The 23127-nt window shown below is 68.2% G+C and carries 24 protein-coding genes; 20 read left to right on the top strand and 4 right to left on the bottom strand.

Annotated features, from left to right (window positions below; translation table 11 throughout):
* Nucleotides 1-46 precede the first annotated feature (46 nt).
* From phyK to obgE, 5 genes are all read left to right on the top strand, one after another.
* Complete coding sequence (phyK, locus tag ACYX4P_RS03980) at nt 47-1756, top strand: sensor histidine kinase PhyK (RefSeq protein WP_292075052.1); 1710 nt, start codon at nt 47-49, stop codon at nt 1754-1756.
* Nucleotides 1757-1803: 47 nt separating this feature from the next.
* Nucleotides 1804-1941 (top strand): entericidin A/B family lipoprotein, encoded by a 138-nt coding sequence (locus ACYX4P_RS03975; RefSeq protein ID WP_248119395.1) that lies wholly within the window; start codon nt 1804-1806, stop codon nt 1939-1941.
* A gap of 91 nt (nt 1942-2032) precedes the next feature.
* The gene (locus ACYX4P_RS03970) at nt 2033-3493 is read left to right on the top strand and encodes an NAD-dependent succinate-semialdehyde dehydrogenase (protein WP_248119396.1); all 1461 of its coding nucleotides are present in this window, start codon (nt 2033-2035) and stop codon (nt 3491-3493) included.
* A gap of 55 nt (nt 3494-3548) precedes the next feature.
* Complete coding sequence (locus tag ACYX4P_RS03965; RefSeq protein ID WP_248119397.1) at nt 3549-3857, top strand: TonB family protein; 309 nt, start codon at nt 3549-3551, stop codon at nt 3855-3857.
* A 51-nt stretch (nt 3858-3908) separates the two neighbouring features.
* The gene (gene obgE, locus ACYX4P_RS03960; RefSeq protein ID WP_248119398.1) at nt 3909-4955 is read left to right on the top strand and encodes a GTPase ObgE; all 1047 of its coding nucleotides are present in this window, start codon (nt 3909-3911) and stop codon (nt 4953-4955) included.
* Here obgE and ACYX4P_RS03955 read toward each other — a convergent pair whose 3' ends face one another.
* Entirely contained in the window at nt 4956-6089 is a 1134-nt protein-coding gene (locus ACYX4P_RS03955) for an AI-2E family transporter (RefSeq protein ID WP_248119399.1), read from the bottom strand. It lies immediately after the preceding gene.
* Between the two features lie 98 nt (nt 6090-6187).
* Here ACYX4P_RS03955 and ACYX4P_RS03950 point away from each other — a divergent pair, with 98 nt between their 5' ends.
* From ACYX4P_RS03950 to ACYX4P_RS03895, 12 genes are read left to right on the top strand one after another with little or no spacing between them, the layout of a single operon-like run.
* Entirely contained in the window at nt 6188-7750 is a 1563-nt protein-coding gene (locus ACYX4P_RS03950) for a helicase HerA-like domain-containing protein (RefSeq protein WP_248119400.1), read from the top strand.
* A 50-nt stretch (nt 7751-7800) separates the two neighbouring features.
* Nucleotides 7801-8361: a NifU family protein gene (locus ACYX4P_RS03945; RefSeq protein WP_248119401.1), complete on the top strand. Its 561-nt coding sequence runs from the start codon at nt 7801-7803 to the stop codon at nt 8359-8361.
* 56 nt (nt 8362-8417) lie between these two features.
* Nucleotides 8418-9017, top strand: a complete 600-nt coding sequence (locus ACYX4P_RS03940; RefSeq protein WP_248119402.1) for a helix-turn-helix domain-containing protein — start codon at nt 8418-8420, stop codon at nt 9015-9017.
* A gap of 45 nt (nt 9018-9062) precedes the next feature.
* Nucleotides 9063-9464, top strand: a complete 402-nt coding sequence (locus ACYX4P_RS03935; RefSeq protein ID WP_248119403.1) for a helix-turn-helix domain-containing protein — start codon at nt 9063-9065, stop codon at nt 9462-9464.
* Between the two features lie 9 nt (nt 9465-9473).
* Entirely contained in the window at nt 9474-10154 is a 681-nt protein-coding gene (tsaB, locus tag ACYX4P_RS03930; protein ID WP_248119404.1) for a tRNA (adenosine(37)-N6)-threonylcarbamoyltransferase complex dimerization subunit type 1 TsaB, read from the top strand.
* Entirely contained in the window at nt 10151-10594 is a 444-nt protein-coding gene (rimI, locus tag ACYX4P_RS03925) for a ribosomal protein S18-alanine N-acetyltransferase (protein ID WP_248119405.1), read from the top strand. Before tsaB ends, rimI begins: the two co-directional genes overlap by 4 nt.
* 27 nt (nt 10595-10621) lie before the next feature.
* Nucleotides 10622-11107 (top strand): Fur family transcriptional regulator, encoded by a 486-nt coding sequence (locus ACYX4P_RS03920; protein WP_248119406.1) that lies wholly within the window; start codon nt 10622-10624, stop codon nt 11105-11107.
* Between the two features lie 54 nt (nt 11108-11161).
* Complete coding sequence (miaB, locus tag ACYX4P_RS03915; protein WP_476070200.1) at nt 11162-12598, top strand: tRNA (N6-isopentenyl adenosine(37)-C2)-methylthiotransferase MiaB; 1437 nt, start codon at nt 11162-11164, stop codon at nt 12596-12598.
* The gene (locus tag ACYX4P_RS03910; protein WP_248119408.1) at nt 12598-13584 is read left to right on the top strand and encodes a PhoH family protein; all 987 of its coding nucleotides are present in this window, start codon (nt 12598-12600) and stop codon (nt 13582-13584) included. The genes miaB and ACYX4P_RS03910 overlap by 1 nt, the downstream gene beginning before the upstream one ends.
* Nucleotides 13581-14042 (top strand): rRNA maturation RNase YbeY, encoded by a 462-nt coding sequence (gene ybeY, locus ACYX4P_RS03905; protein ID WP_248119409.1) that lies wholly within the window; start codon nt 13581-13583, stop codon nt 14040-14042. The genes ACYX4P_RS03910 and ybeY overlap by 4 nt, the downstream gene beginning before the upstream one ends.
* A gap of 3 nt (nt 14043-14045) precedes the next feature.
* On the top strand, nt 14046-15695 hold the full coding sequence (gene lnt / locus ACYX4P_RS03900; RefSeq protein ID WP_248119410.1) for an apolipoprotein N-acyltransferase: 1650 nt from the start codon (nt 14046-14048) through the stop codon (nt 15693-15695).
* A gap of 16 nt (nt 15696-15711) precedes the next feature.
* The gene (locus tag ACYX4P_RS03895; protein ID WP_248119411.1) at nt 15712-16125 is read left to right on the top strand and encodes a helix-turn-helix domain-containing protein; all 414 of its coding nucleotides are present in this window, start codon (nt 15712-15714) and stop codon (nt 16123-16125) included.
* 3 nt (nt 16126-16128) lie between these two features.
* Here the strand turns inward: ACYX4P_RS03895 and greA are convergent, their stop codons facing one another.
* The gene (gene greA, locus ACYX4P_RS03890; protein ID WP_248119496.1) at nt 16129-16608 is read right to left on the bottom strand and encodes a transcription elongation factor GreA; all 480 of its coding nucleotides are present in this window, start codon (nt 16606-16608) and stop codon (nt 16129-16131) included.
* 64 nt (nt 16609-16672) lie between these two features.
* Here greA and ACYX4P_RS03885 point away from each other — a divergent pair, with 64 nt between their 5' ends.
* Together ACYX4P_RS03885 and ACYX4P_RS03880 are read left to right on the top strand one after the other, a co-directional pair.
* Nucleotides 16673-17878, top strand: a complete 1206-nt coding sequence (locus tag ACYX4P_RS03885; protein ID WP_248119412.1) for a BaiN/RdsA family NAD(P)/FAD-dependent oxidoreductase — start codon at nt 16673-16675, stop codon at nt 17876-17878.
* A 37-nt stretch (nt 17879-17915) separates the two neighbouring features.
* Complete coding sequence (locus ACYX4P_RS03880; RefSeq protein WP_248119413.1) at nt 17916-19559, top strand: M28 family peptidase; 1644 nt, start codon at nt 17916-17918, stop codon at nt 19557-19559.
* On the opposite strand, the gene ACYX4P_RS03875 is transcribed toward ACYX4P_RS03880, so the two are convergent.
* A complete protein-coding gene (locus tag ACYX4P_RS03875) occupies nt 19556-21877 on the bottom strand; it encodes a sensor histidine kinase (RefSeq protein ID WP_248119414.1) in 2322 nt (773 codons plus the stop codon). The genes ACYX4P_RS03880 and ACYX4P_RS03875 overlap by 4 nt on opposite strands.
* Nucleotides 21878-22005: 128 nt before the next feature.
* On the opposite strand from ACYX4P_RS03875, the gene ACYX4P_RS03870 reads away from it, so the two are divergent.
* On the top strand, nt 22006-22404 hold the full coding sequence (locus ACYX4P_RS03870) for a metallopeptidase family protein (RefSeq protein ID WP_248119415.1): 399 nt from the start codon (nt 22006-22008) through the stop codon (nt 22402-22404).
* A gap of 7 nt (nt 22405-22411) precedes the next feature.
* On the opposite strand, the gene ACYX4P_RS03865 is transcribed toward ACYX4P_RS03870, so the two are convergent.
* The gene (locus tag ACYX4P_RS03865) at nt 22412-23107 is read right to left on the bottom strand and encodes a MarC family protein (protein WP_248119416.1); all 696 of its coding nucleotides are present in this window, start codon (nt 23105-23107) and stop codon (nt 22412-22414) included.
* Nucleotides 23108-23127 lie beyond the last annotated feature (20 nt).

The raw sequence follows: 23127 nt of genomic DNA, 5'->3' as shown, positions 1-23127 counted from the left end.
CACATGGACGAAGGACCGGTTCCAGGGCATCCGCTTTCGGCTGGGCATGGCCATGGCCATGGCCCTCCTGCCGATATTCGTCCTCAGCCTGATCCAGACCCAGGCCGATTTCCGACGTCAGGCCGAGGACCGTCAGGTCGATCTGCAGCTGGCGGCCGAACGCAGCGCGTCGGACGCCAAGGCGCAGTTGGACAGCGCCCAGGTTCTTCTGCGCGCGCTCAGCCCCGACGCGGCTGGGCCCTATTGCGCGGCGCGGCTCACGGCCCTGGTCGGTCGGCTGGACGGCTATGAGGGGCTTTATCGCATCAGCCCGACCGGCGAGGCGACCTGCGCCTCCGATCGACAGGGCGGCCTGCGGTCCGGCGTGGCGCCCGCGACGAACGCCCCGTGGTTTCAACGTCTGCGCAACGGCGAGGACCTGGTGGTCATGCGCGCGCCCGAGGACGCCGGCTATCACGCCGCCCTGATCGTGGCGACGCGGGCCGAACGGCCGATGGGCCGATTCGACGGCGCCATGGTGGCGGTGATCCCGCTGTCGGCGCTGCAACCCGACCTGAACGACCCCGCCCTGCCCTCAGGCTCTCAAGCGGCCCTGACCGACGGCGGCGGGCGCATACTGACCGCCAGCGAGGCCGGCGTCTTCCGCCTGTCTGGAGGCGACGATCTGGCGGGCTGGGTTTCGCGGGCGCGGGCGCAGGGGTCAGCCGTGTTCGAGGCGCGCGACGCTAGCGGCGAGCGGCGCGACTACGCCGGGGCGGCCCTGGCCGGCGGCGATCTCTACGCCCTGCTGTCCGCCCCGTCTCAGGGGCTGCTGTCCTGGGCGCGGCTGAATCCGATCGGCACGCTTCTGCTGCCGCTGGGCGCCTGGCTGACGGCGTTCGCGGCGGTGATGCTGTTGTCCGAACGCATCTTCATTCGCTGGCTGGACTATCTGGAGCGGGTGGCGGCCATCTATGCGCGGGGGCGGTTTTCCGTGCGGCCGCTTCAGGCCATGAACGCGCCCGCCGAAATCCGCACCATGGCCAAGACGCTGGACGAGATGGCCGAGGCCATCACTGCACGCGACCGTGAACTGACCGACGCCCTGGCCGAGAAGGACGCGCTGATGCGCGAAATCCATCACCGGGTGAAGAACAATCTGCAGATCATCTCGTCCCTGCTGTCGATGCAGCAGCGGGCCCTGACCGACGCCCCGGCCAAGGCCGCGTTGGGCGACACGCGCCAGCGGATTTCGGCGCTCGCCCTGATCTATCGCACCCTTTATCAAAGCGCCGACATCCGCCACGCGGATGCGCGCGAATTCCTGAATGAATTGGTCGGCCAGCTGATCGCCAGCGAGGTCGGGCGCGGCCCGGTGGTCATCAGTTCGGTGGACGCCGATTCCCTGCACGTCGATCCGGACAAGCTGGCGCCGCTGGCGCTGTGGCTGGTCGAGGCGGTCACCAACGCCCAGAAGCACGCCTTCGCGCTGAACGGCGGCGAGCTGAAGGTGCGGTTCCGCGTCCAGGGCGACACCTCGGTTCTGGAAGTCGAGGACAACGGTCCCGGCGCGCCCGCCGGCGCGGAGGTCGGGGTGGGACGCACCCTGATGAGCGCCTTCGCCAAACAGCTGCGTGGCGAAACCGAATTCGTAGCGGCGCCGGGCGGCGGAACCATCGCCCGCATGACCTTCGCCACGCCCGAGGCGCTGATGCCGGTCGATCCGCTCGACAAGTCTGCGGACGGCAAAGGAACCGCCGCCGGGGGGTCGCGTTGATCAGGCAAGACCGGGGTGTTCGCCTCGGCCAACCCTGGAGTCTCTTCATGCGCAAGATGTTCGTTCTGGTCGCCGCCGCCGCCGCCCTGACCACCGCCGCCTGCAACACAGTCGAAGGCGTCGGCCGCGACACCCAGGCCGCCGGCCAGGCCGTCACCGGCGCCGCCCAAGACGCCAAGAACTGATTTCGACGCAGCCCCGGCTGCATCGACCGACTTGCAAGGCCCCGCTTCGTCGGGGCCTTGTTGGTTTCAGGACCGCCTTCAGGAGATCGCCGTGAACGACACCGCCCGCAACGCCGGCCTGGCCCTGCTGAAACAGCACGCCCTGATCGCAGGCGAGCCCATCCTGGCCAACGGATCGGGCGTCGCCGTGGACGACCCGGCGACCGGCGAAGTTATCGGCCATGTGCCGAACCTGGGAGCCGTCGAGACCGAGCGCGCCGTGGCGGCCGCGACCGATAGCTTCATCGACTGGTCCCGATCTGATCCGCACAAGCGCGCGACCTTTCTGCGAGCCTGGGCCGCGCTGATCGACGAGAATATCGAGGGTCTGGGCGCGTTGATGGCGCTGGAGAACGGCAAGCCGTTCGAGGAGGCCAAGGGCGAGGTCGTGTATGCCAACGGCTTTCTGAAATGGTTCGCGGGTCAGGCCGAGCGGCTGATCGGCGAGACCCAGGACAGCCCGCTGGGCCATCTGATCCTGACCTATCGCGAAGCCGTGGGACCGTGCGCCCTGATCACGCCCTGGAACTTCCCCGCCGCCATGCTGACGAGGAAGCTTGGCCCGGCCTTTGCGGCGGGCTGCACCGCCGTGGTCAAGCCGGCCAGCCAGACGCCGTTCACCGCCATCGCCTTGGCCGAGTTGGCCTATCAGGCGGGCCTGCCGAAGGGCGCTTTGTCCATCGTCACCGGCGATGCGGCCACGATCGGCAAGGCGCTGACCGACAGTTCCGACATCCGCAAGCTGAGCTTCACCGGTTCGACCGGCGTGGGGCGCAAGCTGGCCGAGCAGTGCGCGCCCACGCTGAAGCGGGTGTCGATGGAGCTGGGCGGCGCCGCTCCGCTGATCGTCTTCGCCGACGCCGATCTGGACCTGGCGGTCGCGGAAACCATCAAGGGCAAGTTCAGGAACTCGGGCCAGACCTGCGTCTGCCCCAACCGCGTTTATGTGCAGCGATCGGTCGCCGAGACCTATGCCGAAAAACTGGCCGCCGAGGTGTCGAAGATCAAGGTCGGCGCCGCCTTCGAAGACGGCGTGAAGGTCGGGCCGCTGATCGAGGACAAGGCTATCGACAAGGTCGAGAAGCACGTCGCGGCGATCAAGGCGGACGGCGGGCGCGTCCTGACCGGCGGATCGCGCCATGAGCTGGGCGGCCGCTTTTTCCAGCCCACCGTCACCCTGGGGGGAAACGACGAACTGTTCCGCGAGGAAGAGACCTTCGGCCCGATGATCCCGGTCTTCGTCTTCGACACCGAGGAGGAGGCGCTGGAGAAGGCCAACGCCAGCGACTACGGCCTGGCCTCCTATCTGTTCACCCGCGATCTGGACCGGGCCATGCGGTTCTCGCGCCGGATCGAGGCCGGGATGTGCGGGGTCAACACCGGCCTGATCTCCACCGCCGTCGCCCCGTTCGGCGGGGTCAAACAATCCGGCTATGGCCGCGAAGGCTCGATCCACGGCATCGACGAGTATGTAGACATCAAGACGGTGACCCTGGCGTTGAAGCCCGGCTGACGGGCAGGGGTAAAGGGCGGCTTGCGCTGCAACCGCCGAGGGTTAAGGTGCGTCCATGTTGACCGCACTTCTCGCCGCCGTCCTAATCCAGACAGCTCCGGCGCCATCGCCGCCTCCCGTCGTCTGGGCCGAGCCGCCGAGGGTTGAAACGCCGCCCAAGGCGCTGGAAGCCGGCGCTTCGGGATCGGTCGTGCTGCGATGCGTCTTCATGGAGAACGGCGCCGCCACGAACTGCGTCGTCGTTTCCGAGACGCCTGCGGGCATGGGCTTTGGTCGCGAGGCCATCCGCGGCGTCAGAACGGCGCGCGCTCAGCCCGGCCAGACCGGACCGCGCGAAGTCAGACTGAACTTCTCGACACGATGATCCTTGCGGTCACGCCTGTAATTCGTCGCGCTTCTGCGGCATAAGCCCGCGATGAAGTTCCTCGACCAGGCCAAGATCTATATCCGCTCCGGCAACGGCGGCGCGGGCTCCGTGTCGTTCCGACGCGAGAAGTTCATTCCCAACGGCGGTCCCGACGGCGGCGACGGCGGCAAGGGCGGCGACGTCTGGATCGAGGCGGTCGAGGGGCTGAACACCCTGATCGACTATCGCTATCAGCAGCATTTCAAGGCCCAGACCGGCCACCACGGCCAGGGCCGCCAGATGCATGGCGGCAAGGGCGAGGACGTGCATCTGAAGGTGCCCGTCGGAACGCAGGTTCTGGACGAGGACAAGGAAACGGTCCTCTTGGACATGGATGTGGCCGGCAAGGTCGAACTGCTGCTGAAGGGCGGCAACGGCGGCTGGGGCAATGTGCGCTTCAAGGGGCCGACCAATCAGGCGCCGACCTACGCCAATCCGGGCCAGGAGGGGCAGGAACGCTGGATATGGCTGCGGCTGAAGCTGATCGCCGACATCGGTCTGGCGGGCCTGCCCAATGCGGGCAAGTCGACCTTCCTGTCGGCCGCCAGCGCCGCCAAGCCCAAGATCGCGGACTATCCCTTCACCACCCTGGCGCCGAACCTGGGGATGGTGGACCTGTCGCCGTCCGAGCGGTTCGTCATCGCCGACATCCCCGGCCTGATCGAGGGCGCCAGCGAGGGCGCGGGCCTCGGCACCCGCTTTCTGGGTCACGTCGAACGCTCGGCCAGCCTGATCCACCTGATCGACGGCACGCAGGACGACGTGGTCGAGGCCTACCGGATCATTCGCGGCGAACTGGAGGCCTATGGCGAGGGCCTGGCGGACAAGGCCGAGATCCTGGCGCTGAATAAGATCGACGCCCTGACGCCCGAGGCGCGCGAGGAGAAGGCCGCCGAACTGGAGGCCGTCGCCGGTCGTCGCCCCATGCTGGTGTCGGGCGTGTCGGGCGAGGGCGTGCCCGCCCTGCTGCGCGCCGCCTGGGCCGAGGTGAAAAAGACCCGCGGCGCCCTGGCCGGCGAGAGCGAGGCGGACCAGATCAGCGGCTGGCAGCCCTGATCAGCCCTCCGCCGCAGGCTCCGGTCTGGGCTTGCGGCGAACCGGCTTGGGCTTGTCGGTCGTCTTGCCCTCGTCCGCATAGGGTTCGCCGTCGCCGGACAGCAGGACCGCCATCCAGCGCGATCCCCTGAACTCGGCCAGGATGGCCATCGCCATCACCGCCAGCGGCGTGGACAGGAACATGCCGACTACGCCCCACATCTTGCCGCAGAAGGCCAGGGCCAGCAGCACCACCACCGGGTCGATGTTCTGATTGTCGCCCTGCATCCGGGGCTGGATGAAGTTGCCGACCACGAACAGTATGACCTGCAGCCCGACCAGAAGGATGGCGGCGGGCCAATAGCTTTCGAACTGCGCCAGGGCGAAGATCGGCGGCGCCAAGCCCGCGATCGCCCCGCCCAGAACGGGAATGAAGCCGACGATGAAGATGACGAAGGTCCAGAACTCCGGGTTCTGAAGCCCCACGGCCCGCATCAGAATCCAGGCGACGACGCAGATCATCACCCCGGTCACCGACTGGACCCAGATATAGCCCTCGACACCGCCGCGCACGCGCTGGAACACCGCCACGGCCTCGTCCCGCTGGGCCTTCTGCGGGAACATGGCGACGATCTTCTTTCGGAACCCCGCCTGGGAGGCCAGCAGAAAGCCCAGATAGACCATCACGAAGAAGGCGCCGGACACGATCCCCTGGACCTGGAAGGCCATGGAGGTCAGCCACCCGCGCACATCCACGCCGTTGATCAGGTCCTGGGCCGTGGGCGGATTGTTCAGCCGCACCAGCCCATAGACGTCGCGAATGATCTGATCGATGCGCGGGCCGATGTTGGCCGAGACGCCCGACGCCTCGCCGAAGAAGCCGGCCGCCCCGTTCACGATGATGGCGATGGAGGCGAAGAAGGCCAGCACCACCAGCGTCAGAGCCGCGATCCCCGCCCACCGATGGCTCAGCGGCGTGCGCGCCTCGACCGACCGCTTCACCCCGTCGATCATGATCAAAAGGAAGATGGCCATGGCCAGCGGGGTCAATATGTCCCGCAGCCAGTACAGCGCCGCCCCCGCCGCCACGGTGGCGATCAGGGCGACGGCGTTTCGGGACACGGTCGAGGACGGAACAGCGACGGGGCTTTTCATCCTGGTCTTGTCGAACCGTGCGACGGCGGCGTCAATCGCTGTTCCGGCGGCGTTTGGAACGCGCTAGACCTTTCGTCGAGACGCCATCGGAGACCCCAATGCCCGACGCCCTGCCCGGCCTGTTCCTCGGCCAGTCCGACACAGCTCAGCCGGAAAACCTGCTGTTCAACCGCGCCAACCGCCACGGCGTGGTCGCCGGGGCCACCGGCACGGGCAAGACGGTGACGTTGCAGATCATGGCGCAGGGCTTTTCCGACGCAGGCGTGCCGGTCTTCTGCGCAGACGTAAAAGGCGACCTGTCGGGCATTTCGCAGGTCGGCGCGCCCAGCGACAAGCTGATCGCGCGCGCGACCGAAATGGGCCTGACCCTGACGCCGCGCGCGGCGCCGGTCGTGTTCTGGGATCTTTACGGCCAGAAAGGCCACCCGATCCGCACCACAGTCTCCGAGATCGGCCCGGTGCTGATGGCGCGGATGCTGGATCTGAACGAGGTTCAGGAGGGCGTGCTGACCGTTGCATATCATGTGGCCGACAGCGAAAAGCTTCTGCTGCTGGACTTCGACGATCTAAGAAGTCTCTTGGCATATGTCAGCGAAAACGCATCGAGAATCGGCAGAGAAGTAGGCGCCGTCGCCCCAGCCTCTATCGCCGCCATTCAGCGTGCATTACTGCAGCTAGAAAGAGAAGGCGGCGCGGGTTTCCTAGGTGAGCCAGCACTGAGGCTGGATGACATGGTGCGCACCAGCTTGGATGGCCGAGGCCAAGTAAATGTTCTCGACGCCACAAGATTAATGAACAATCCTCGCCTGTACGGGGCCTTCTTGCTTTGGTTACTTTCTGAGCTTTTTGAACAATTTCCAGAGATTGGTGATCCTGAAAAACCTAGAATGGTTTTCTTTTTCGACGAAGCTCACCTTCTTTTCCGCGACTCTCCCAAGTCCTTACTCGAGAAAATCGAACAACTGGTGCGCCTAATACGCTCAAAAGGCATCGGTATCTATTTCGTCACACAGAATCCAGCAGACATTCCGCCAACGGTATTAGGCCAATTGGGCAATCGCATTCAGCATGCGCTTCGTGCCTATACGCCAGCCGAGCAGCGTGGCTTGAACTTGGCAGCCGAGAGCTTCCGCACCAACCCAGCATTCGACACAGCCGAGGCGATCCAGGCGCTGGGCGTGGGCGAGGCCCTGGTTTCCGTGCTGGACGAGAAGGGCGCGCCGACCGTCGTGGCCCGCACCAAGATTCGCCCCCCGGCCTCGCGCCTGGGGCCCGCAACCGACGCCGAGCGCGCGGCGATCATGGCCGCCAGCCCGGTTCGCGGCCTGTACGATCAGGTCCTGAACCGCGAATCCGCCGCCGAAATCCTGGCCAACCGCCACAGTGCGGCCGATCAGGCGGCGGTTCAGGCGAAAGCCCAGGCCGAGGCCGACAAGGCCGCCCAGATCAAGGCCAAGGCCGACGAGAAAGCGGCGCAGGCTGCAGCAAAAGCGCAGGCCCAGGCCGAGGCGCGGGCGGCGCGGACGACGGCGGCCCCGCCTCGCCGCTCCACGCGCGAAACGCCGATTGAGGCCCTGACCAAGTCGGTCCTTCGCACCGCCGGGTCGACCCTGACGCGCGAACTGATGCGCGGCATCTTGGGCGGCCTCAAGAAACGCTAGATCGGGCCTGAGGTCTTGCAACGGGGCGGGGGCGAGCGCATCTCCCGCCCATGTTCATCCAGACCGAACCCACGCCCAATCCCAACGTGCTGAAGTTCCTGCCCGGCCGCGACGTGTCGCCGGCCGCCGCCCTGGACTATCGCACCATCGACGAGGCGACGGCCTCGCCCCTCGCCGAGGCCCTGTTCGAGCTGGAAGGCGTCGACGGCGTCTTCTTCGGCGCGGACTATGTGTCGGTGACCCGCCAGCCCCAGGGGCCGGAATGGTCGGAAATGAAGGCGCCGATTCTGGGCGTCGTCATGGATCATTTCGTCTCGGGCCAGCCGCTGACGCGCGGTGCGGACGCGGAAGTCGACGGCCATGCCGAGGACGACAGCGAGATCGTCGCCGAGATCAAGGCCCTGCTGGACAGCCGCATCCGCCCGGCCGTGGCCCAGGACGGCGGCGACATCCTGTTCGATTCCTTCGACGAGGCGACCGGGGTCCTGGCCCTGCGCATGCGCGGCGCCTGCTCGGGCTGCCCGTCCTCGTCCGCCACCTTGAAGGCCGGCGTCGAGCAGATGATGCGCCACTATGTGCCGGAAGTGACGCGGGTCGAGCAGACGCTGTAACGTCTGAAACCTTTTCGTCCTCGCCTTGGACACGCCGGTGCGCCATCCTGCGGGCTATGTCGCGTTTCATTCCCGATCCCGAAGCCCTGCGCCTGGGCGAGGCGCTGGCCGCCCTACGACGCGAGCGAGGCCTGTCGCAGGCCGAGGCTGGCGCGCGGCTGGATATGACCAGCCAAGGGTGGGGCCTGTATGAGGCCGGCCGACGCTCCGGCCTGTTTCGTCCCGATGTGCAACGCCGCCTGACCGGCGCGCTGGATTCCACGCCCGAGGCGTTGGCCTTAGCGCTAGGGCCAGAGACCGCGCCTTCGACCGGCAGGACGCCGACCGTCGCGTCGTCCGCGCAGGCTGTGGAAAGCCGGGGCCGCGCATTCGCCGGCGCTCCCAGCCAGATTCGCCGCCTTCAAGTCCTGAACGACGACTTGTCGCCCTGGGCGGATTCGGGGGTGGTGCTGGAATATGCGCTCGGGGTCTGGCCACGGCGTGGCCAAGGCTGCGTGATCGAGCTCGGCGGCGAAACCCGCGTCCGCATCTATGAGACCGGCGACGCGGAAACCGTCACCGTTCGCGGCGCGGCCCACTCGGACAAGATGGAGGTTCTGGCTCGCGGAGCCATCGACCGCCTGTCGGCCGTAACCGCAAGGCTAGAGCGGGAATGAAACAAAATCGTTGATTTCATCGCTCAGGCGTGAAACACACTCGTTATGGTCAATCCTCGCCACAACCTCTCTCCAAGGGCCGCTGAGCCGGTCGACGTCTTCGTCGGGGCACAGATCGCCGCGCGACGCATGGCGTTGGGCCTGTCGCAGTCGGCGCTGGCGGACCAGGTGGGCGTCAGCTTTCAGCAGGTGCAGAAATACGAAAGCGGGCGTAACCGCATATCGGCGTCGCGCCTGCATGGACTGGCCGTGGCGCTGGGCGCGCCCATCCAGGCCTTCTTTCCTCACAGAGTCGAGCCGTCGCCCGACCCAGACGCCGCCCTGCTGCGCGCCGTTTGCGCCACGGTCGAAGGCCGCACTCTCGCCCTCAGTTTCGCCCGAATGGAGAGCCGCGCCGTGAGGCAGGCCGTCACGCAGCTAGTAGAGGTTCTGGCCAAGCCCGCCTAAAAGGGCGCCATGAGACTTCTGGTGATCGATACGGCGCTCGGCGCCTGCACGGCGGCGGTGTTCGCGGACGGCCGTCCGCTGGCCGTGCAATTCGAACCGATGATCAAGGGGCACCAAGAGCGGCTGGGCGGCCTGGTGCGCGACGTGATGGCCGAGGCGGGCGGAGGCTTCGAGAGCCTGGACCGGATCGGCGTGACGGTGGGCCCCGGCTCCTTCACGGGCTTGCGGGTCGGCCTGGCCTTCGCCCAAGGATTGGGCGCCGCCCTGGATCGGCCGGTCGTGGGGATTTCGACCCTGGACGCCCTGGCCGCATCGCGGGGGTCGCCGGACAGGCCGCTGGCGGCCCTGATCGATGCGCGGCGTGGGCAGGTCTATGCCCGATTGTTCGCTGATGGCGCACCGCTGGGCGACGCCGAGGCCCTGGCGCTGGAACAGGCGGCTGAACGGATCGCTTCGCTCGGCCCCGCTGTCGCCCTGGTCGGAAACGGCGCGGCGGTTTTGTCGGCCGCCTTTCCCGACCTGAAGATTTCGCAGAGCGACGAGAGAGCCGCCCCGGCGCCCGAGGCCCTGGCACGCCTGGCGGCCGCCGCCGATCCGGCGACCCATCCGCCGCGTCCGCTTTATCTGCGCGCGCCGGACGCCACCCCGCCCAGCCGCCTGCCGGGCCAACCGCGCCAGCCGGCGGCATGACCGCGACGACCCCGGACGTTCTAGCCGCCCTGCATGCCGAGGCTTTCGCCTCGCCGTGGGACGCCCAGGCCTTCACCAACCTTCTGGCCCAGCCGGGCGTGCTGCTGGGTCTGGATACCGACGGCTTCATCCTGATCCGCGTGGTGCTGGACGAGGCGGAAATTCTGACCCTGGCGGTGCGACCCGATGCACGTCGCCAGGGCCTGGGCCGGCGTTTGGTCGAGCGCGCCTGCGTCGCCGCCAAGGCCGCCGGCGCCGCTACCCTTTTTCTGGAAGTGGCCGAGGACAATGCGGCGGCGCGCGCCCTGTACGCCCGCGCCGGCTTCGTCGAGATCGGCCGTCGAAAAGCCTATTACCCCGGCCCGGACGGGCGCCGGATCGACGCCCTGGCCCTGCGTCGCGATCTGTCTGTCGATCCCCTCACGCCGGCGCTTCCCTGACGCGCGACGAATCCCTATCCTAGGGGGATGGACCGGATCGAAAAACTTTGCGCCGACCGCGGCATGCGTATGACCGAACAGCGCCGGGTGATCGCCCGCGTGCTGTCGAACGCCGAGGACCACCCCGATGTCGAGGAGCTGTACCGCCGCGCCTCGGCCATTGATCCGCACATCTCCATCGCCACCGTCTATCGCACCGTGCGCCTGTTCGAAGAGGCGGGCGTGGTCGAGAAGCATGATTTCGGCGACGGGCGCAGCCGCTATGAAGAGGCGGGCGACGATCACCACGACCACCTGATCGACACCAAGTCGGGGGAGGTGATCGAGTTCTTCGACGCCGAGATCGAGCGCCTGAAGACCGAGATCGCCGAACGTCTGGGCTTCCAGCTGATCGGCCACAAGCTGGAGCTTTACGGCGTGCCGATCGAGGGCGCCGAACCGTCGCAGCGCGAAGGCCTGATCTTCAAGCGTCACGCCGCGCGGGTCGATCCGGCCGATGTGGACGCGGGCTGAGCCTGTTTTCTTGCCCGTCTTGTCGTCGCCTGTCCGGGCGATCATAAGCCGCCCATGACCGATACCCTGGTTTCCAAGCCAGCCAAGGCGACGGATGCGACCAAGCGTCTGTTCATCAAGACCTATGGCTGTCAGATGAATGTCTATGACAGCGAGCGCATGGCCGATGTCCTGCGCCCGCTGGGCTATGCCACGACGGAGGATGTGGCCGAGGCCGACTTCGTCATTCTGAACACCTGCCACATCCGTGAGAAGGCGGCGGAAAAGGTCTATTCCGAGCTGGGCAAGATGCGCGAGCTGCGCGACATCAAGCGCGAGACCGGCGGGGACATGACCATCGCCGTCGCCGGCTGCGTCGCCCAGGCCGAGGGCGAGGAGATCATGAAGCGCCAGCCCGCCGTCGACATCGTCGTCGGCCCGCAGGCCTATCATCAGCTGCCCGAGCTTCTGACCCGCACGGCGCGGGCGCGGGGCGAGCGGATCGGCGCCGACTTCGCCCCCGACGACAAGTTCGACGCCCTGCCCGCTGCGCGCGGAACCAAGGGGCCGACCGCCTTCCTGACCGTGCAGGAGGGGTGCGACAAGTTCTGCACCTTCTGCGTCGTGCCCTATACGCGGGGCGCGGAATGGTCGCGGCCCCTGGCCTCGGTGCTGGAGGAAGCGCGTCAATTGGCGGATCGGGGCGTGCGCGAGGTCACGCTGCTGGGCCAGAACGTCAACGCCTATGACGGCGAGCGGCCCGACGGCAAGAAGGCGACCCTGGCCGAGCTGGCCTACGCCCTGGCCGAAATCCCCGGCCTGGACCGCATCCGCTATACGACCAGCCACCCCAACGACATGAGCGACGACCTGATCGCCGCCCATGCCGATCTGGACGCCCTGATGCCCTATCTGCACCTGCCGGTTCAGGCGGGGTCGGACCGCATCCTGCGGCTGATGAACCGCAAGCACGGGCGCCAGAAATATTTCGACCTGATCGACCGCATCCGTCAGGCGCGGCCCGACATGGCGCTGGCGGGGGACTTCATCGTCGGCTTCCCCGGCGAGACCGACAGGGAGTTCGAGGACACGCTGGATCTGGTGCAGCGGGTGAACTACGCGGGGGCCTTCGCCTTCATGTATTCGCCCCGCCCCGGCACGCCGGCCGCAGGCATGGGCAAACAGGTCGAGCCGGAAGTGGCCAGGGAGCGGCTGCACCGTCTGATCGCCCTGCTGACCGAACAGCAGACCGCCTTCAATGAATCTCAGGCGGGCAAGGTTCTGAACGTGCTGTTCGACCGCAAGGGCCGCCACGCCCACCGTCGCCAGGCGATCGGCCGATCCCCCTATCTGCAGTCGGTCCATGTCGATGATGCGGATCATCTGATCGGCCAGATCGTTCCGGTCGAGATCATTGTGGGTCAGCAGAACAGTCTGCACGGCCGACTTGTCACACCCCACGGGCCCCAGCAGCCGAACGCTGCGCCGACCCAATCAGAAAAGGCCGCTTGATGGCGAGAGAGTCCGAGTTCGTACCGCTGAATGACGCTGAACTGCGCGCGGTCATCGGGCCGAACAGCCGCCACGTCGCCCTGATCGAGGACGCCTTCAAGGTATTGGTCGAGGCGCCGGGCGGCGGGGTCTCGGTCAACGGCGGCACGCGCGATCGATCCGACGCCCGCCGGGTGATCGAGGATCTGGCCAAGCGCGCGGCCCTGGGCGCCGAGGTCACCGAGGCCGATGTGCGCGCCGCCCTGGGCCAGGCGCGCGGCGGAAAAGGCACGCCGGGCATGGCGGCGGCCGGGGTATCCCTGCCGGGCGGCAAGCGCGGCGCCATCGTGCCCAAGACCAAGGCCCAGGCCGCCTATCTGGACATGCTGGGCCGGTGCGAACTGACCTTCGGCGTCGGACCTGCGGGCACCGGCAAGACATTTCTGGCGGCGGCCTATGGCGCGTCCCTGCTGCGGCGCGGACAGGTGGACCGGCTGGTCATCACCCGCCCGGCGGTCGAGGCAGGCGAGAAGCTGGGCTTTCTGCCCGGCGATTTGAACGAGAAGGTCGACCCGTATCTGGCCCCGATCTGGGAGGCGCTGAACGACATCCTGGGCGCCGAAGACGTGCAGCGCCGCCGCGACAAGGGCGAGATCGAAGCCGCCCCCATCGCCTTCATGCGCGGCCGCACCCTCAGCCACGCCTTCGTCATCGTCGATGAAGCCCAGAACACGAGCCGTCTGCAGATGAAGATGGTGCTGACCCGTCTGGGCGAAGGGGCGCGGATGGTCGTGACGGGCGATCCGTCGCAGATCGACCTGTTGAACCCGCGCGATTCCGGCCTTGCCCACGCCCTGCGGATTCTGGACGGGGTCGAGGGGGTGGGGGTGCTGAAGTTCGACGCCTCGGACGTGGTGCGCCACGCCATGGTCGAGCGGATCGTGCGCGCCTATGACGCCGATGCTGCAAGGGGACGCCCTGCCTCGGACCGTGAAGACCTGGCATGATCGAGATCGAAGTCGAGGCGGACGACTGGTCCGCCGCCCTGCCTGAGGTCGAGGCCGTGGTCGAGCGTGCGGCGACGGCGGCTCTTGGAACGGTTCAGGGCGATGTCGTCGTCCTGCTGACCGACAACGAGACGGTGCGGGACCTGAACGCCCGGTTCCGTGACAAGGACAAGCCGACCAATGTCCTGTCCTTCCCGGCGCCCGAACTTCCCGAGCTTCTCGGCGCCGCGCCGCATCTGGGCGATATCGTCCTGGCCTACGGCGTTTGCGCCGACGAGGCTGTGGCGCAGAAGAAGACCCTGCCCGATCATCTCAGCCATCTGGTGGTCCACGGCGTGCTGCATCTGCTGGGCCGCGACCACGAGGACGAGGCCGAGGCCGAGGAGATGGAGGCCGAGGAGCGCGAAATCCTGGCCGGGATCGGTGTCGCCGATCCCTATGCCGCCGAGCAGGACTAACCGATGTTTGCCGACGCCCTGCTGGACCGTCTCGCCGCCCCGATCAGGGCCTTGCCCGACAGGAAACGCGCCCTGACCTGGCGTCTGATCCGCATCGTCCTGGCCCTGCTGGCGGGGGCGGGGACGGCCTTCGCCCATCCGCCGTTCGGGGTGTTGATCGGTCTGTTGGGCTATCCCCTGCTGATGATCCTGTCGGAGCGGTCCGACACGGTGCCCGGCGCCTTCTGGATGGGATGGCTGGGCGGGTTCGCCTATTTCTTCGTCGGCTGCTGGTGGGTGGCCGAGGCCTTTTTCGTCAATCCCGAACAGGCGTGGATGGCGCCCTTTGCGGCCAGTCTGCTGCCTGCGGGCCTGGGTCTGTTCTGGGGCGCGGCGACGGCCCTCTATCGGCGGTTCGCGCCCATCGGGTCGGTGCGGGTCCTGTTGTTCGCCGCCCTGTTCTGCGCCGCCGAATGGCTGCGCGGCCATGTGCTGACCGGGTTTCCCTGGAACCCGGCGGGCGCGACCTGGAAGGCGGGCGGCGGCATGTCCCAGTTCGCCTCGGTCGTCGGCGTCTATGGCCTGAGCCTGATCACCGTCGCCGCCACATCGGCCTTTGCGCCCCTGATCGGGCCGGGTCTGAAACGCAGCCGCCTGATCTCGGCATGCCTCGGCGCCCTCGCGCTGATTTCGGTCGGCGTCTTCGGCGCGGTGCGTCTGGCCCAGTCGGACGTGCAGTTCACCGACACGGTGGTGCGTCTGGTTCAGGCCGATGTGAAACAGGAGACGAAATGGTCGCCCGAGACCTATCGCTCTATCGTCGACCGCTATGTGCGGCTGACGGCCCAGCCGACCGCCAACCCGGATGGTCGCGCGCCCAATGTCATCGTCTGGCCCGAAGGGTCGCTGCCCGCTTCGGCCAATGACGTCTTTGCATCGGAAGACGCCCGCGCCATCGCCGCCGCCGTGCGGCCGGGCCAGACCCTGCTGGTCGGTCTGGCGCGCGGACAGGGCGATCTGACAGCGCCCGACGGCGCGCGTTATTACAACAGCCTGTTCGCCCTGTCCGGCGAAGGTCAGGCGGGTCTGCGGGTCGCCGCCGTCTATGACAAGCACCGTCTGGTGCCGTTCGGCGAATACCTGCCGCTGGGGTCGGTGATGACCTCCATCGGCCTGCGCAGCCTGGTCCATATGCCCAGTGATTTCTCGGCGGGACCGAAGCCGGAGCCGATCTCGATCCCCGGCGCCCCGCGCGCCCAGATTCTGATCTGCTACGAAAGCCTCTATCCCGGTTTCACGCCCGGCGCGGCGGGCCGTCCCGACTGGATCGTCAATGCGTCCAACGACGCCTGGTTCGGCGCCACATCCGGCCCGCGACAGCATCTGAATCTGGCCAGCTATCGCGCCATCGAGACGGGCCTGCCCATCGCACGCGCCACGCCGACCGGCATTTCGGCGATGATCGACCCCTGGGGCCGGATCGTGGACGGCCAGAAGCTGGAGCCGGGCGTGATGGGCGTGATCGACGCGCCCCTGCCACGCCCGACCAACGTCACCTTCTACGGCCGGTTTGGCGACTGGCCGCTGGCGCTGGCCCTAATGGCTATGCTCGCTCTATCCTTGTGGCCGCTGATCCTGCGATCTAAGGTGAGAACGGGGCTATCGGCGATCTGAAGCGGGGGCGAGGACAATGGCGCAGGACAAGGACGAGACCATCCACCCCGTGGATCGCCATGTCGGCCGTCGCGTCCAGGAGAAGCGGCTGAACCTGGGTCTCACCCAGACCGCCCTGGCCAATGCGGTCGGCGTCAGCTTCCAGCAGGTGCAGAAATACGAAAAGGGCACGAACCGCGTTTCGGCGTCCAAGCTGTTTGAAATCGCCCAGTTCATGAAGGAGGAGATCGCCTTCTTCTTCGACGGCGTTCCGCTTCGGCAGCCCGGCCTGTCCGAGGCTGCGGCGCCCGGCTTCGACCACGACTTCCCGATGACCAAACAGAGTTTGGAGATCGCCAAACTGGCCCCCCGCCTGCCGCTACGAAAGCAAAAGGCGGTCGTGCAGATCATGCGCGAAATGCTGGACGAAGGCGTGGGCGACGACGCCTGAAATCTAGCCGATGGCCGTGATCTCGGCCGCCTGCCCGGCCACCTGCACTTCTTCCCCGACGCGGCGGCCCATGACGGCGCGCGATAGCGGCGAGACGTGGCTGACCGAACCGGCCGCCGGATCGGCCTCGTCCTCGCCGACGATGCGCCAGGTCTGGGTGCGGCCGTCGTCGCGTTCGATGGTGACGGAGCCGCCGAAGCGCACGACGCCCTCGTCCTCGCCCGGCTCGACCAGTTGGGCCGAGGCGCGTCGCGCGGACCAGTAGCGCAGGTCGCGCGTCGCCCGGGCCATGGCGGTGCGGTCGCTCTCTATCGAACCCTGCACCTGGGCGGCCGTATAGGCGGCGCGCGCCGAGGCCAGTTCGGCCTCGATCAAGGCCAGACCCTGCGGCGTGACCAGATTGGGATGGGGCGAAATCGGGCGATCCGCCAGGTCTGCGGCGGTGGCCTCTAGATCTTCTTCTCGGGTGAAGGCGACGCTCATGGTACGGAACATAGCGACGCCCGCGCCTATAGCCAGAGCCGAGCCGACCGGGCAAAGCGAGGCGATGAACGAATCCATCAGACAGGTTCATGTGATCGGTGCCGGTCCGGCCGGCCTGATGGCGGCCGAACGACTGGCCCAGGCAGGGCTGGGCGTCGTGGTCCACGACCGAATGCCGTCGGTGGCGCGCAAGTTCCTGATGGCCGGACGGGGCGGGCTGAACCTGACCCATTCCGAGGCGACTGAGCGGTTCGTCAGCCGCTACGGCCCCGCCCAGGCGGCTGTCGGCGGTTGGATCGAGGACTTCTCGCCGGAGGACCTGACGCAATGGGTCGAAGGTCTGGGCCAGCCGACCTTCGTGGGATCCAGCGGGCGGGTCTTTCCCAAGGCGATGAAGGCTTCGCCCCTGCTGCGCGCCTGGCTGGCGCGGCTGGAGACGTTGGGGGTCCTGGTCCGCACCCGCTCGCGCTGGACCGGATGGCGAGACGGGGCGCTGGCGTTCGAGACGCCGGAAGGCCAGCGGCAGGAACGGCCAGCCGCCGTGGTTCTGGCCCTAGGCGGCGCCAGCTGGCCGCGCCTGGGGTCGGACGGCGCCTGGACCGCTTGGCTGGGGGCGCCCACGACGCCGTTTCGGCCCGCCAACGTCGGTTTCGACGTCGCCTGGTCGCCGCTGTTCCGCGAGCGGTTCGCCGGTCTGCCGCTGAAGGGGATCGCACTCAGCCACGGCGACCGATCCATCAGGGGCGAGGCGATGATCGCCGGGTACGGGCTGGAGGGCGGCGCCGTCTATGCCCTTTCGGCCGCTCTGCGCGATGCGATCGAGGCGGCGGGTCAGGCCGAGGTGCGGATCGACCTGAAGCCCGACATCGACATGGAGCGCCTGACCAAACGGCTGGATCGGCCGCGCGGCAAGACCAGTCTGTCGAACCATCTGCGCAAGACGACCGGGTTGGAGCCCGCGGCGGTGGCCCTCCTGCATGAAGCCGGCCCGCCGCCCGCCGAACCCCACGCCCTGGCCAATCGCATCAAGGCCCTGCCTCTGACCCTGGCCGGCGTGCAGGGGTTGGAGCGGGCCATCTCCTCGGCCGGCGGCGTCCGGCTGGACGGCGTGGACGCAAGGCTGATGCTGCATGCCCGGCCGGGCGTCTTTGTCGCGGGCGAAATGTTGGACTGGGAGGCGCCGACAGGGGGCTATCTGCTGCAGGCCAGCTTCGCCTCGGGCGTCGTGGCGGCCCAGGGCGTGATCGACTGGCTCGACAGCCAGGGCTGAGACGGGCAGGGTCGGCCGGTTCGATAAGGAGTTCTCGATGCGCCACGCCCTCCCCGCCGTTTCCGCCCTAGCCCTGATGATGGCCTGTGCGCCCGCCCTGGCCCAGCAGGCGCCGGCGATCGACGCCGAACGGATGAACCAGGCGGTGCGGGTGCTGGCCTCGGATGAGTTCGAAGGCCGCGCCCCCGCCTCGCCCGGCGAGGAGAAGACCGTCGCCTGGCTGGTGGAACAGTTCCGGGCGGCGGGCGCCCAGGGCGGCGGGCCGGATGGCGCCTTCGTCCAGGTCGCCCATCTGTCGCGCACGCGCCAGGACGGCCCGGCCGTGGTGGCCGCCCATGTCGGGGGCCGCACCCTCGACCTGCAGCGCGGGCCGGACGTGCTGGTGTCCAGCGACCGACCAGTGAACCACATCACCGTGACCGACGCGCCGGTGGTCTTCGTCGGCTACGGCGCGACGGCGCCCGAGCGCCAGTGGGACGACTTCAAGGACGTGGACGTGCGGGGCAAGGTCATCGTCGTCCTGGTCAACGACCCCGATTTCGAGGCCGCCGAGGGCGAGCCGGTGGCGGGCAAGTTCGACGGCCAGGCCATGACCTTCTACGGCCGCTGGACCTACAAATTCCTGGAGGCGGGGCGTCGCGGCGCAGCCGGCGTCCTGGTGGTGCATGAGACGGCCGCCGCCGGCTATCCCTGGTCGACGCTGCAAAACTCGTCGGCGGCGGCCAAGTTCGATATTGTGCGCGCCAACCCCGACGCCGAGCGCGCGCCCTTCCAAGGCTGGATCCAACGCGCCAAGGCGGAAGAGCTGTTCACCGCCGCCGGCCTGGATTTCGTCGCCCTGAAGGCCAGCGCGCGTCGCGCCGACTTCAAGCCCGTCGTCCTGCCCGGCCTGACCCTCAGCGTCGATTTCGGCCAGATCGCCGACCGGGTGGAGACCAGGAACGTCATAGCCCGCATTCCGGGTTCGGAGCATCCGAATGAGACCGTGATGTATGGCGCCCACTGGGACGGCTATGGCGTCGGCACGCCGAACGCCCAGGGCGACAAGATCTATAACGCCGCCGTGGACAATGCGACCGGGGTCGCCGCCCTGCTGGAACTGGCCCACGCCTTCGCCGAGGGACCGCGCCCGAAACGGTCGGTCGTCTTCGCCGCCTGGTCGGGCGAGGAGGCGGGCCTGCTAGGCTCGACCTATTACGCCGCCAATCCGGTCTGGCCGCTGGATACCACGGTCGCCAACATCAATGTCGACAGCCTGCTGCCCGGGACCGAGATCGACCCCAACGTCGTGGTCATCGGCAAGGGCAAGAACCAGCTGGACGACGTGCTGGCCCGCCACGCGACGCAAGCCGGCCGCACCCTGATCGCCGATCCGGCGCCCCAGGCCGGCGCCTTCTATCGCTCCGACCACTTCCCCCTGGCCCTGCGCGGCGTGCCGGCCCTGTTCCCCGCGGCGGGTTTCACCGGCGCCAGCGCGGCCAGCCGCGACTATGTCCAGAATCGATACCATCAGCCTACGGACGAATGGAATGACACCTGGAAGATGGACGCCGCAGCTGCCGACGTGGCCCTGATCTATGCGGTCGGGCGCGAACTGGCCGACAGCGACCAATGGCCGGAATGGAATGCGGGCGCCGAGTTCGGACCGGCGCGGGATGCGTCCAGAGCGGCGCGGCGTTAAAGCTCCAGCTGAAGCTCGGGCGCGGCGGCGGTGGTCGCGGCGCCCAGCGGCAGATGCAGGATGAAGGCGGCGCCCTTGCCCGGTTCGCTTTCGACCTCGGCCCAGCCGCCGTGCAGTTCAACCAGCGCCTTGACCAGGGCCAGGCCTACGCCAGGGCCGCCCCGCTCGCGCCGCACGAAGCGGTCGAAGACGTGGGCCTGCAGATGATAGGGGATGCCGCGCCCGGTGTCGGAGACCGTCAGGCGCACCTCTGACGGACCGGCCTCGGCCTTCAGCACCACCGCCCCGCCGTCCGACACCGCCCGCGCGGCGTTCTCCAGCAGGTGATCCAGCGCCTGGCCGATGCGATGCTGGTCGGCGCGGATCGGCTTCAGATCGGTCGGACAGCTTAGGGTCAGGCTGGCGCCGCGCCCCTCGATCCGGGCGCGGACCTTTTCGCCCGCCTCGGCCAACAGATCGCAGACGCGCAGGTCGCCCAACGACAGCTCCATCTCTCCGGCGTCGATCTGGGCCATGTCCAGCACATCGTCGATGGAGCGCGCCAGCTGGCTGGCCGCGACGCGAATGGCGCCCGCGTGCTGGCGGCTGCGGTCGGGCAGGTCGCCCATCGTCTCCAGCAGTTCGGAATAGCCGACGATGGTCGTCAGCGGCGTGCGCAGTTCATAGGAGACGCTGCCCACGAACTCGCGCTTCAGGGCCTGGCTTTCGGCCAGGGCCTGTTCGCGCTGGACCAAGGCCTGTTCCAGCCCGCGCCGAGCCGTAACGTCGGAAAAGGCGACCAGGGTCGCGCCATCCGGCAGGGGGCGGGTCTGCCAGGCGGCGACGCGGCCGTCCACCGTTCGCCCCTCTCCCGAAATGGCGACCCGGCTTTCGGGATCGGGATCGGCGACGCGAGCCTTCAGCCCCAGCCACAAGGCCGGATCGGGCAGGACCGCCTTGCAAGGTTCGGCCAGGGCGTCGAAGTCGGCCAGGGTCGCGATCCGCTCGGCCGACAGGCTCCAGAAGGTCTCGAACGCCTCGTTATGCAAACGCAGACGGCCGTCGGACCCGAACACGGCGACCGCGTCGTTCAGCTTGTCCAGAGTGGCGCGCTGAACCTGAATCTGGGCGTTGAACCGGCTGCGCAGCTTCAGCTCGTCGGTGATGTCCGAGAAGATCAGCAGGATGCCGCCCAACGGGTGGGGCTGGCGAACCACGCGCAAGGTCCGCCCGTCCGGCAGGGACCAGCTGTCGTCGGGCGAAGCCTCGGACGCGCCGTAGAAGTCCAGCTCGTGCGCCTTCCACCCGGCGTAATCGACCACCTCGGGCAGGCTGCGGCGCTGGCGCAGCCGGTCCAGAAGTTCGGCGTGGGTCGGGCGTTCGTCCAGCCACGCCGGGTCGATGTCAAACAGGGTCTGGAAGGCGGTGTTATGGAAGGCCAGCCGCTTCTGCGGGCCGAAGATGGCCACGGCGTCCGCCAGGTGGTTCAGCGTCTCGTCATGGGCCTCGACATGGCGGCGCAGGGTGTCGCGGGTCTCTTCCGCCTCGGTGACGTCGATGGCGAAGGCGGTGACGGCGCCGCCGCCCGCCGGTTCGGCGATGATGCGCCAGGCGCGTCGGGCGCCGCCCCCGGTCGTCCAGCGAAAGCCCTCCTGACGCACGCCCAGCCGGGCGGCCTCGGCGACCAGGGCGTCGGCCCCGCGATCGAACGACAGGCCGCTTTCGATGGCGGCGTCCAGGGTCTCGACGTTGGTCGCGTTCAGCCAGGCGCGATTGGCCCAGGCTAGCTTGCCCGCGCCGTCCACCACCCAGGTCGGGGTGGGCGAGGCGTCGCCCAGCATGGCCAGGCCGCTCTCGGTCGCATCCGCTCCGGTCAAGGTGAAGCGCGAGGCCGGCGACAGACGCAGCCAGGCCGCGCCCCCCGCGACCCGACCCTCGATCCGCCAGGGCTCCACATCGTCCAGTGCGACCAGGCCTTCGAACGCCTGACCCGATTGCACCAGGGCGTCAATCAGGGCGCCATGCGTCTGTCTCAGGCGGGCCAGAACGGCGGCGCCCACGTCTTGGCTGTCCTCGGCCAGCCGCGCCACCAGCTCCGCCGATCCAATGGGCGCTCCGGCCGCCTGACCGTTGGGCGTAAGGGCCAGGCTGACGTCGTCGAAGGCGCGCAGCATGGCGTCGTGGCGGCCCAGGCTGGCCAGGGCCTCGACGCGCTCGCGCTCGGCGTCGTCAGCGGCGGCGTTCAGCCGGCCGCGCATCAGCAGGGCCCAGGCGCTGACGGCCATGGCCAGTCCGGCTGCGCCTGCAGTGGCGACATAGGCGATGTCGGCCTCGGCCATTCGTGTCCTTGGAAAGTGCGCGCCGCGATTCGCTAACCATAACGCCAACTGCGCGAAAATGCGGCAGTCTCATGATCGCGTCATTGCGCCCCGTTGCGAAGGGCGATCGGCGCGGCGATATCGCGGTCATGACCGACCCCATCGCCCCTTCGCTCGACGACTTCGCCCGGCTGGCGCGTCAGGCGTTCGACGCCCTGCCCGGCCCCTTCCGTCACGCCGCCGGCGAGGTGGTGATCCGCATCGACGACTTCGCCGACGAGGCGACCCTGGCGGAAATGGAGATCGAGGATCCGTTCGAACTGACGGGCCTGTATCACGGCGTGGACATCGGCCGGCGCGACGGCCTGGGGCCGGCGGTCGAGCCGTCGCGGGTCTTCCTCTATCGCCGTCCGATCCTGGACGAATGGTGCGAGCGCGGCGACGTGGGGATCGCCGAACTGATCGCCCACGTCCTGATCCACGAGATCGGCCACCACTTGGGCCTGACCGACGACGACATCCACGCCATCGAGGACGACGCCGACTGAGGCCGGGTCAGCGGTCCGCCGGATAGGGCGTCGTCACCGCGCCGGAGATCATCCCGGGAATGGCCTCGCCCAGGCCCAGCAGGATGAACTGGATCGCAAGCGCACACAGGATCAGGCCCAGCACCTTGACCACGATGGCCATGCCCACCTCGCCCAGCAGGCGGCTGAGCGACCCTGTCAGGGCGAAACAAACGAAGGACACGGCGCAGGCGGCCGCGATGGCGACCAGCGAGCCCATGGTCCCGGCATAGCCCAGCTTGGCCGCCTCGCCCGCCTGGATGATGACCGCCGAAATGGCGCCCGGCCCGATCATCAGCGGAATGGCGAAGGGCACGACCAGGCGCTGGAACCGGCGGCGGGCATAGCCGCGCACGTCCTTGGCGTCGCTCAGCGCATCCTTGTCGGCGAACATGGCCAGGAAATCGCCGCGCGCCATGTCCAGCCCCAGGAACAGCAGCAGAATCCCCCCCGCGATGCGGAAGGCGGCCAGGGAGATGCCGAAGAACTGCAGCAGGCCCAGACCCGTAAACAGGAAGAAGGCCAGAAAGACGGTGGCGAAGGCGCAGATCAGGGCCGAGACCGAAATCCGCTGACGCAGCGTGGCCCCCGCCGTGGCGGCGGCGAAGATCGGCAGGTTGCCGATGGGGTCCAACAGGGCGAACAGGGTCACGAACAGGTTGACACCCAAATCGACTGCGTTCATCGCCTGCCCTCGCCTTCAAT

This window comes from Brevundimonas sp. ABV4_179 (genome assembly GCF_056311945.1).
The sequence above is the reverse complement of the archived record's forward strand: the minus strand, read 5'-3'. Positions and strand labels throughout refer to the sequence as shown.

Coding starts and splice junctions, on each gene's coding strand:
- phyK (WP_292075052.1), top strand. CDS start 47: ATGGCCATGGCCATGGCCCTCCTGCCGATATTCGTCCTCAGCCTGATC.
- ACYX4P_RS03975 (WP_248119395.1), top strand. CDS start 1,804: ATGCGCAAGATGTTCGTTCTGGTCGCCGCCGCCGCCGCCCTGACCACC.
- ACYX4P_RS03965 (WP_248119397.1), top strand. CDS start 3,549: ATGTTGACCGCACTTCTCGCCGCCGTCCTAATCCAGACAGCTCCGGCG.
- obgE (WP_248119398.1), top strand. CDS start 3,909: ATGAAGTTCCTCGACCAGGCCAAGATCTATATCCGCTCCGGCAACGGC.
- ACYX4P_RS03955 (WP_248119399.1), bottom strand. CDS start 6,089: ATGAAAAGCCCCGTCGCTGTTCCGTCCTCGACCGTGTCCCGAAACGCC.
- ACYX4P_RS03950 (WP_248119400.1), top strand. CDS start 6,188: ATGCCCGACGCCCTGCCCGGCCTGTTCCTCGGCCAGTCCGACACAGCT.
- ACYX4P_RS03945 (WP_248119401.1), top strand. CDS start 7,801: ATGTTCATCCAGACCGAACCCACGCCCAATCCCAACGTGCTGAAGTTC.
- ACYX4P_RS03940 (WP_248119402.1), top strand. CDS start 8,418: ATGTCGCGTTTCATTCCCGATCCCGAAGCCCTGCGCCTGGGCGAGGCG.
- ACYX4P_RS03935 (WP_248119403.1), top strand. CDS start 9,063: ATGGTCAATCCTCGCCACAACCTCTCTCCAAGGGCCGCTGAGCCGGTC.
- tsaB (WP_248119404.1), top strand. CDS start 9,474: ATGAGACTTCTGGTGATCGATACGGCGCTCGGCGCCTGCACGGCGGCG.
- rimI (WP_248119405.1), top strand. CDS start 10,151: ATGACCGCGACGACCCCGGACGTTCTAGCCGCCCTGCATGCCGAGGCT.
- ACYX4P_RS03920 (WP_248119406.1), top strand. CDS start 10,622: ATGGACCGGATCGAAAAACTTTGCGCCGACCGCGGCATGCGTATGACC.
- miaB (WP_476070200.1), top strand. CDS start 11,162: ATGACCGATACCCTGGTTTCCAAGCCAGCCAAGGCGACGGATGCGACC.
- ACYX4P_RS03910 (WP_248119408.1), top strand. CDS start 12,598: ATGGCGAGAGAGTCCGAGTTCGTACCGCTGAATGACGCTGAACTGCGC.
- ybeY (WP_248119409.1), top strand. CDS start 13,581: ATGATCGAGATCGAAGTCGAGGCGGACGACTGGTCCGCCGCCCTGCCT.
- lnt (WP_248119410.1), top strand. CDS start 14,046: ATGTTTGCCGACGCCCTGCTGGACCGTCTCGCCGCCCCGATCAGGGCC.
- ACYX4P_RS03895 (WP_248119411.1), top strand. CDS start 15,712: ATGGCGCAGGACAAGGACGAGACCATCCACCCCGTGGATCGCCATGTC.
- greA (WP_248119496.1), bottom strand. CDS start 16,608: ATGAGCGTCGCCTTCACCCGAGAAGAAGATCTAGAGGCCACCGCCGCA.
- ACYX4P_RS03885 (WP_248119412.1), top strand. CDS start 16,673: ATGAACGAATCCATCAGACAGGTTCATGTGATCGGTGCCGGTCCGGCC.
- ACYX4P_RS03880 (WP_248119413.1), top strand. CDS start 17,916: ATGCGCCACGCCCTCCCCGCCGTTTCCGCCCTAGCCCTGATGATGGCC.
- ACYX4P_RS03875 (WP_248119414.1), bottom strand. CDS start 21,877: ATGGCCGAGGCCGACATCGCCTATGTCGCCACTGCAGGCGCAGCCGGA.
- ACYX4P_RS03870 (WP_248119415.1), top strand. CDS start 22,006: ATGACCGACCCCATCGCCCCTTCGCTCGACGACTTCGCCCGGCTGGCG.
- ACYX4P_RS03865 (WP_248119416.1), bottom strand. CDS start 23,107: ATGAACGCAGTCGATTTGGGTGTCAACCTGTTCGTGACCCTGTTCGCC.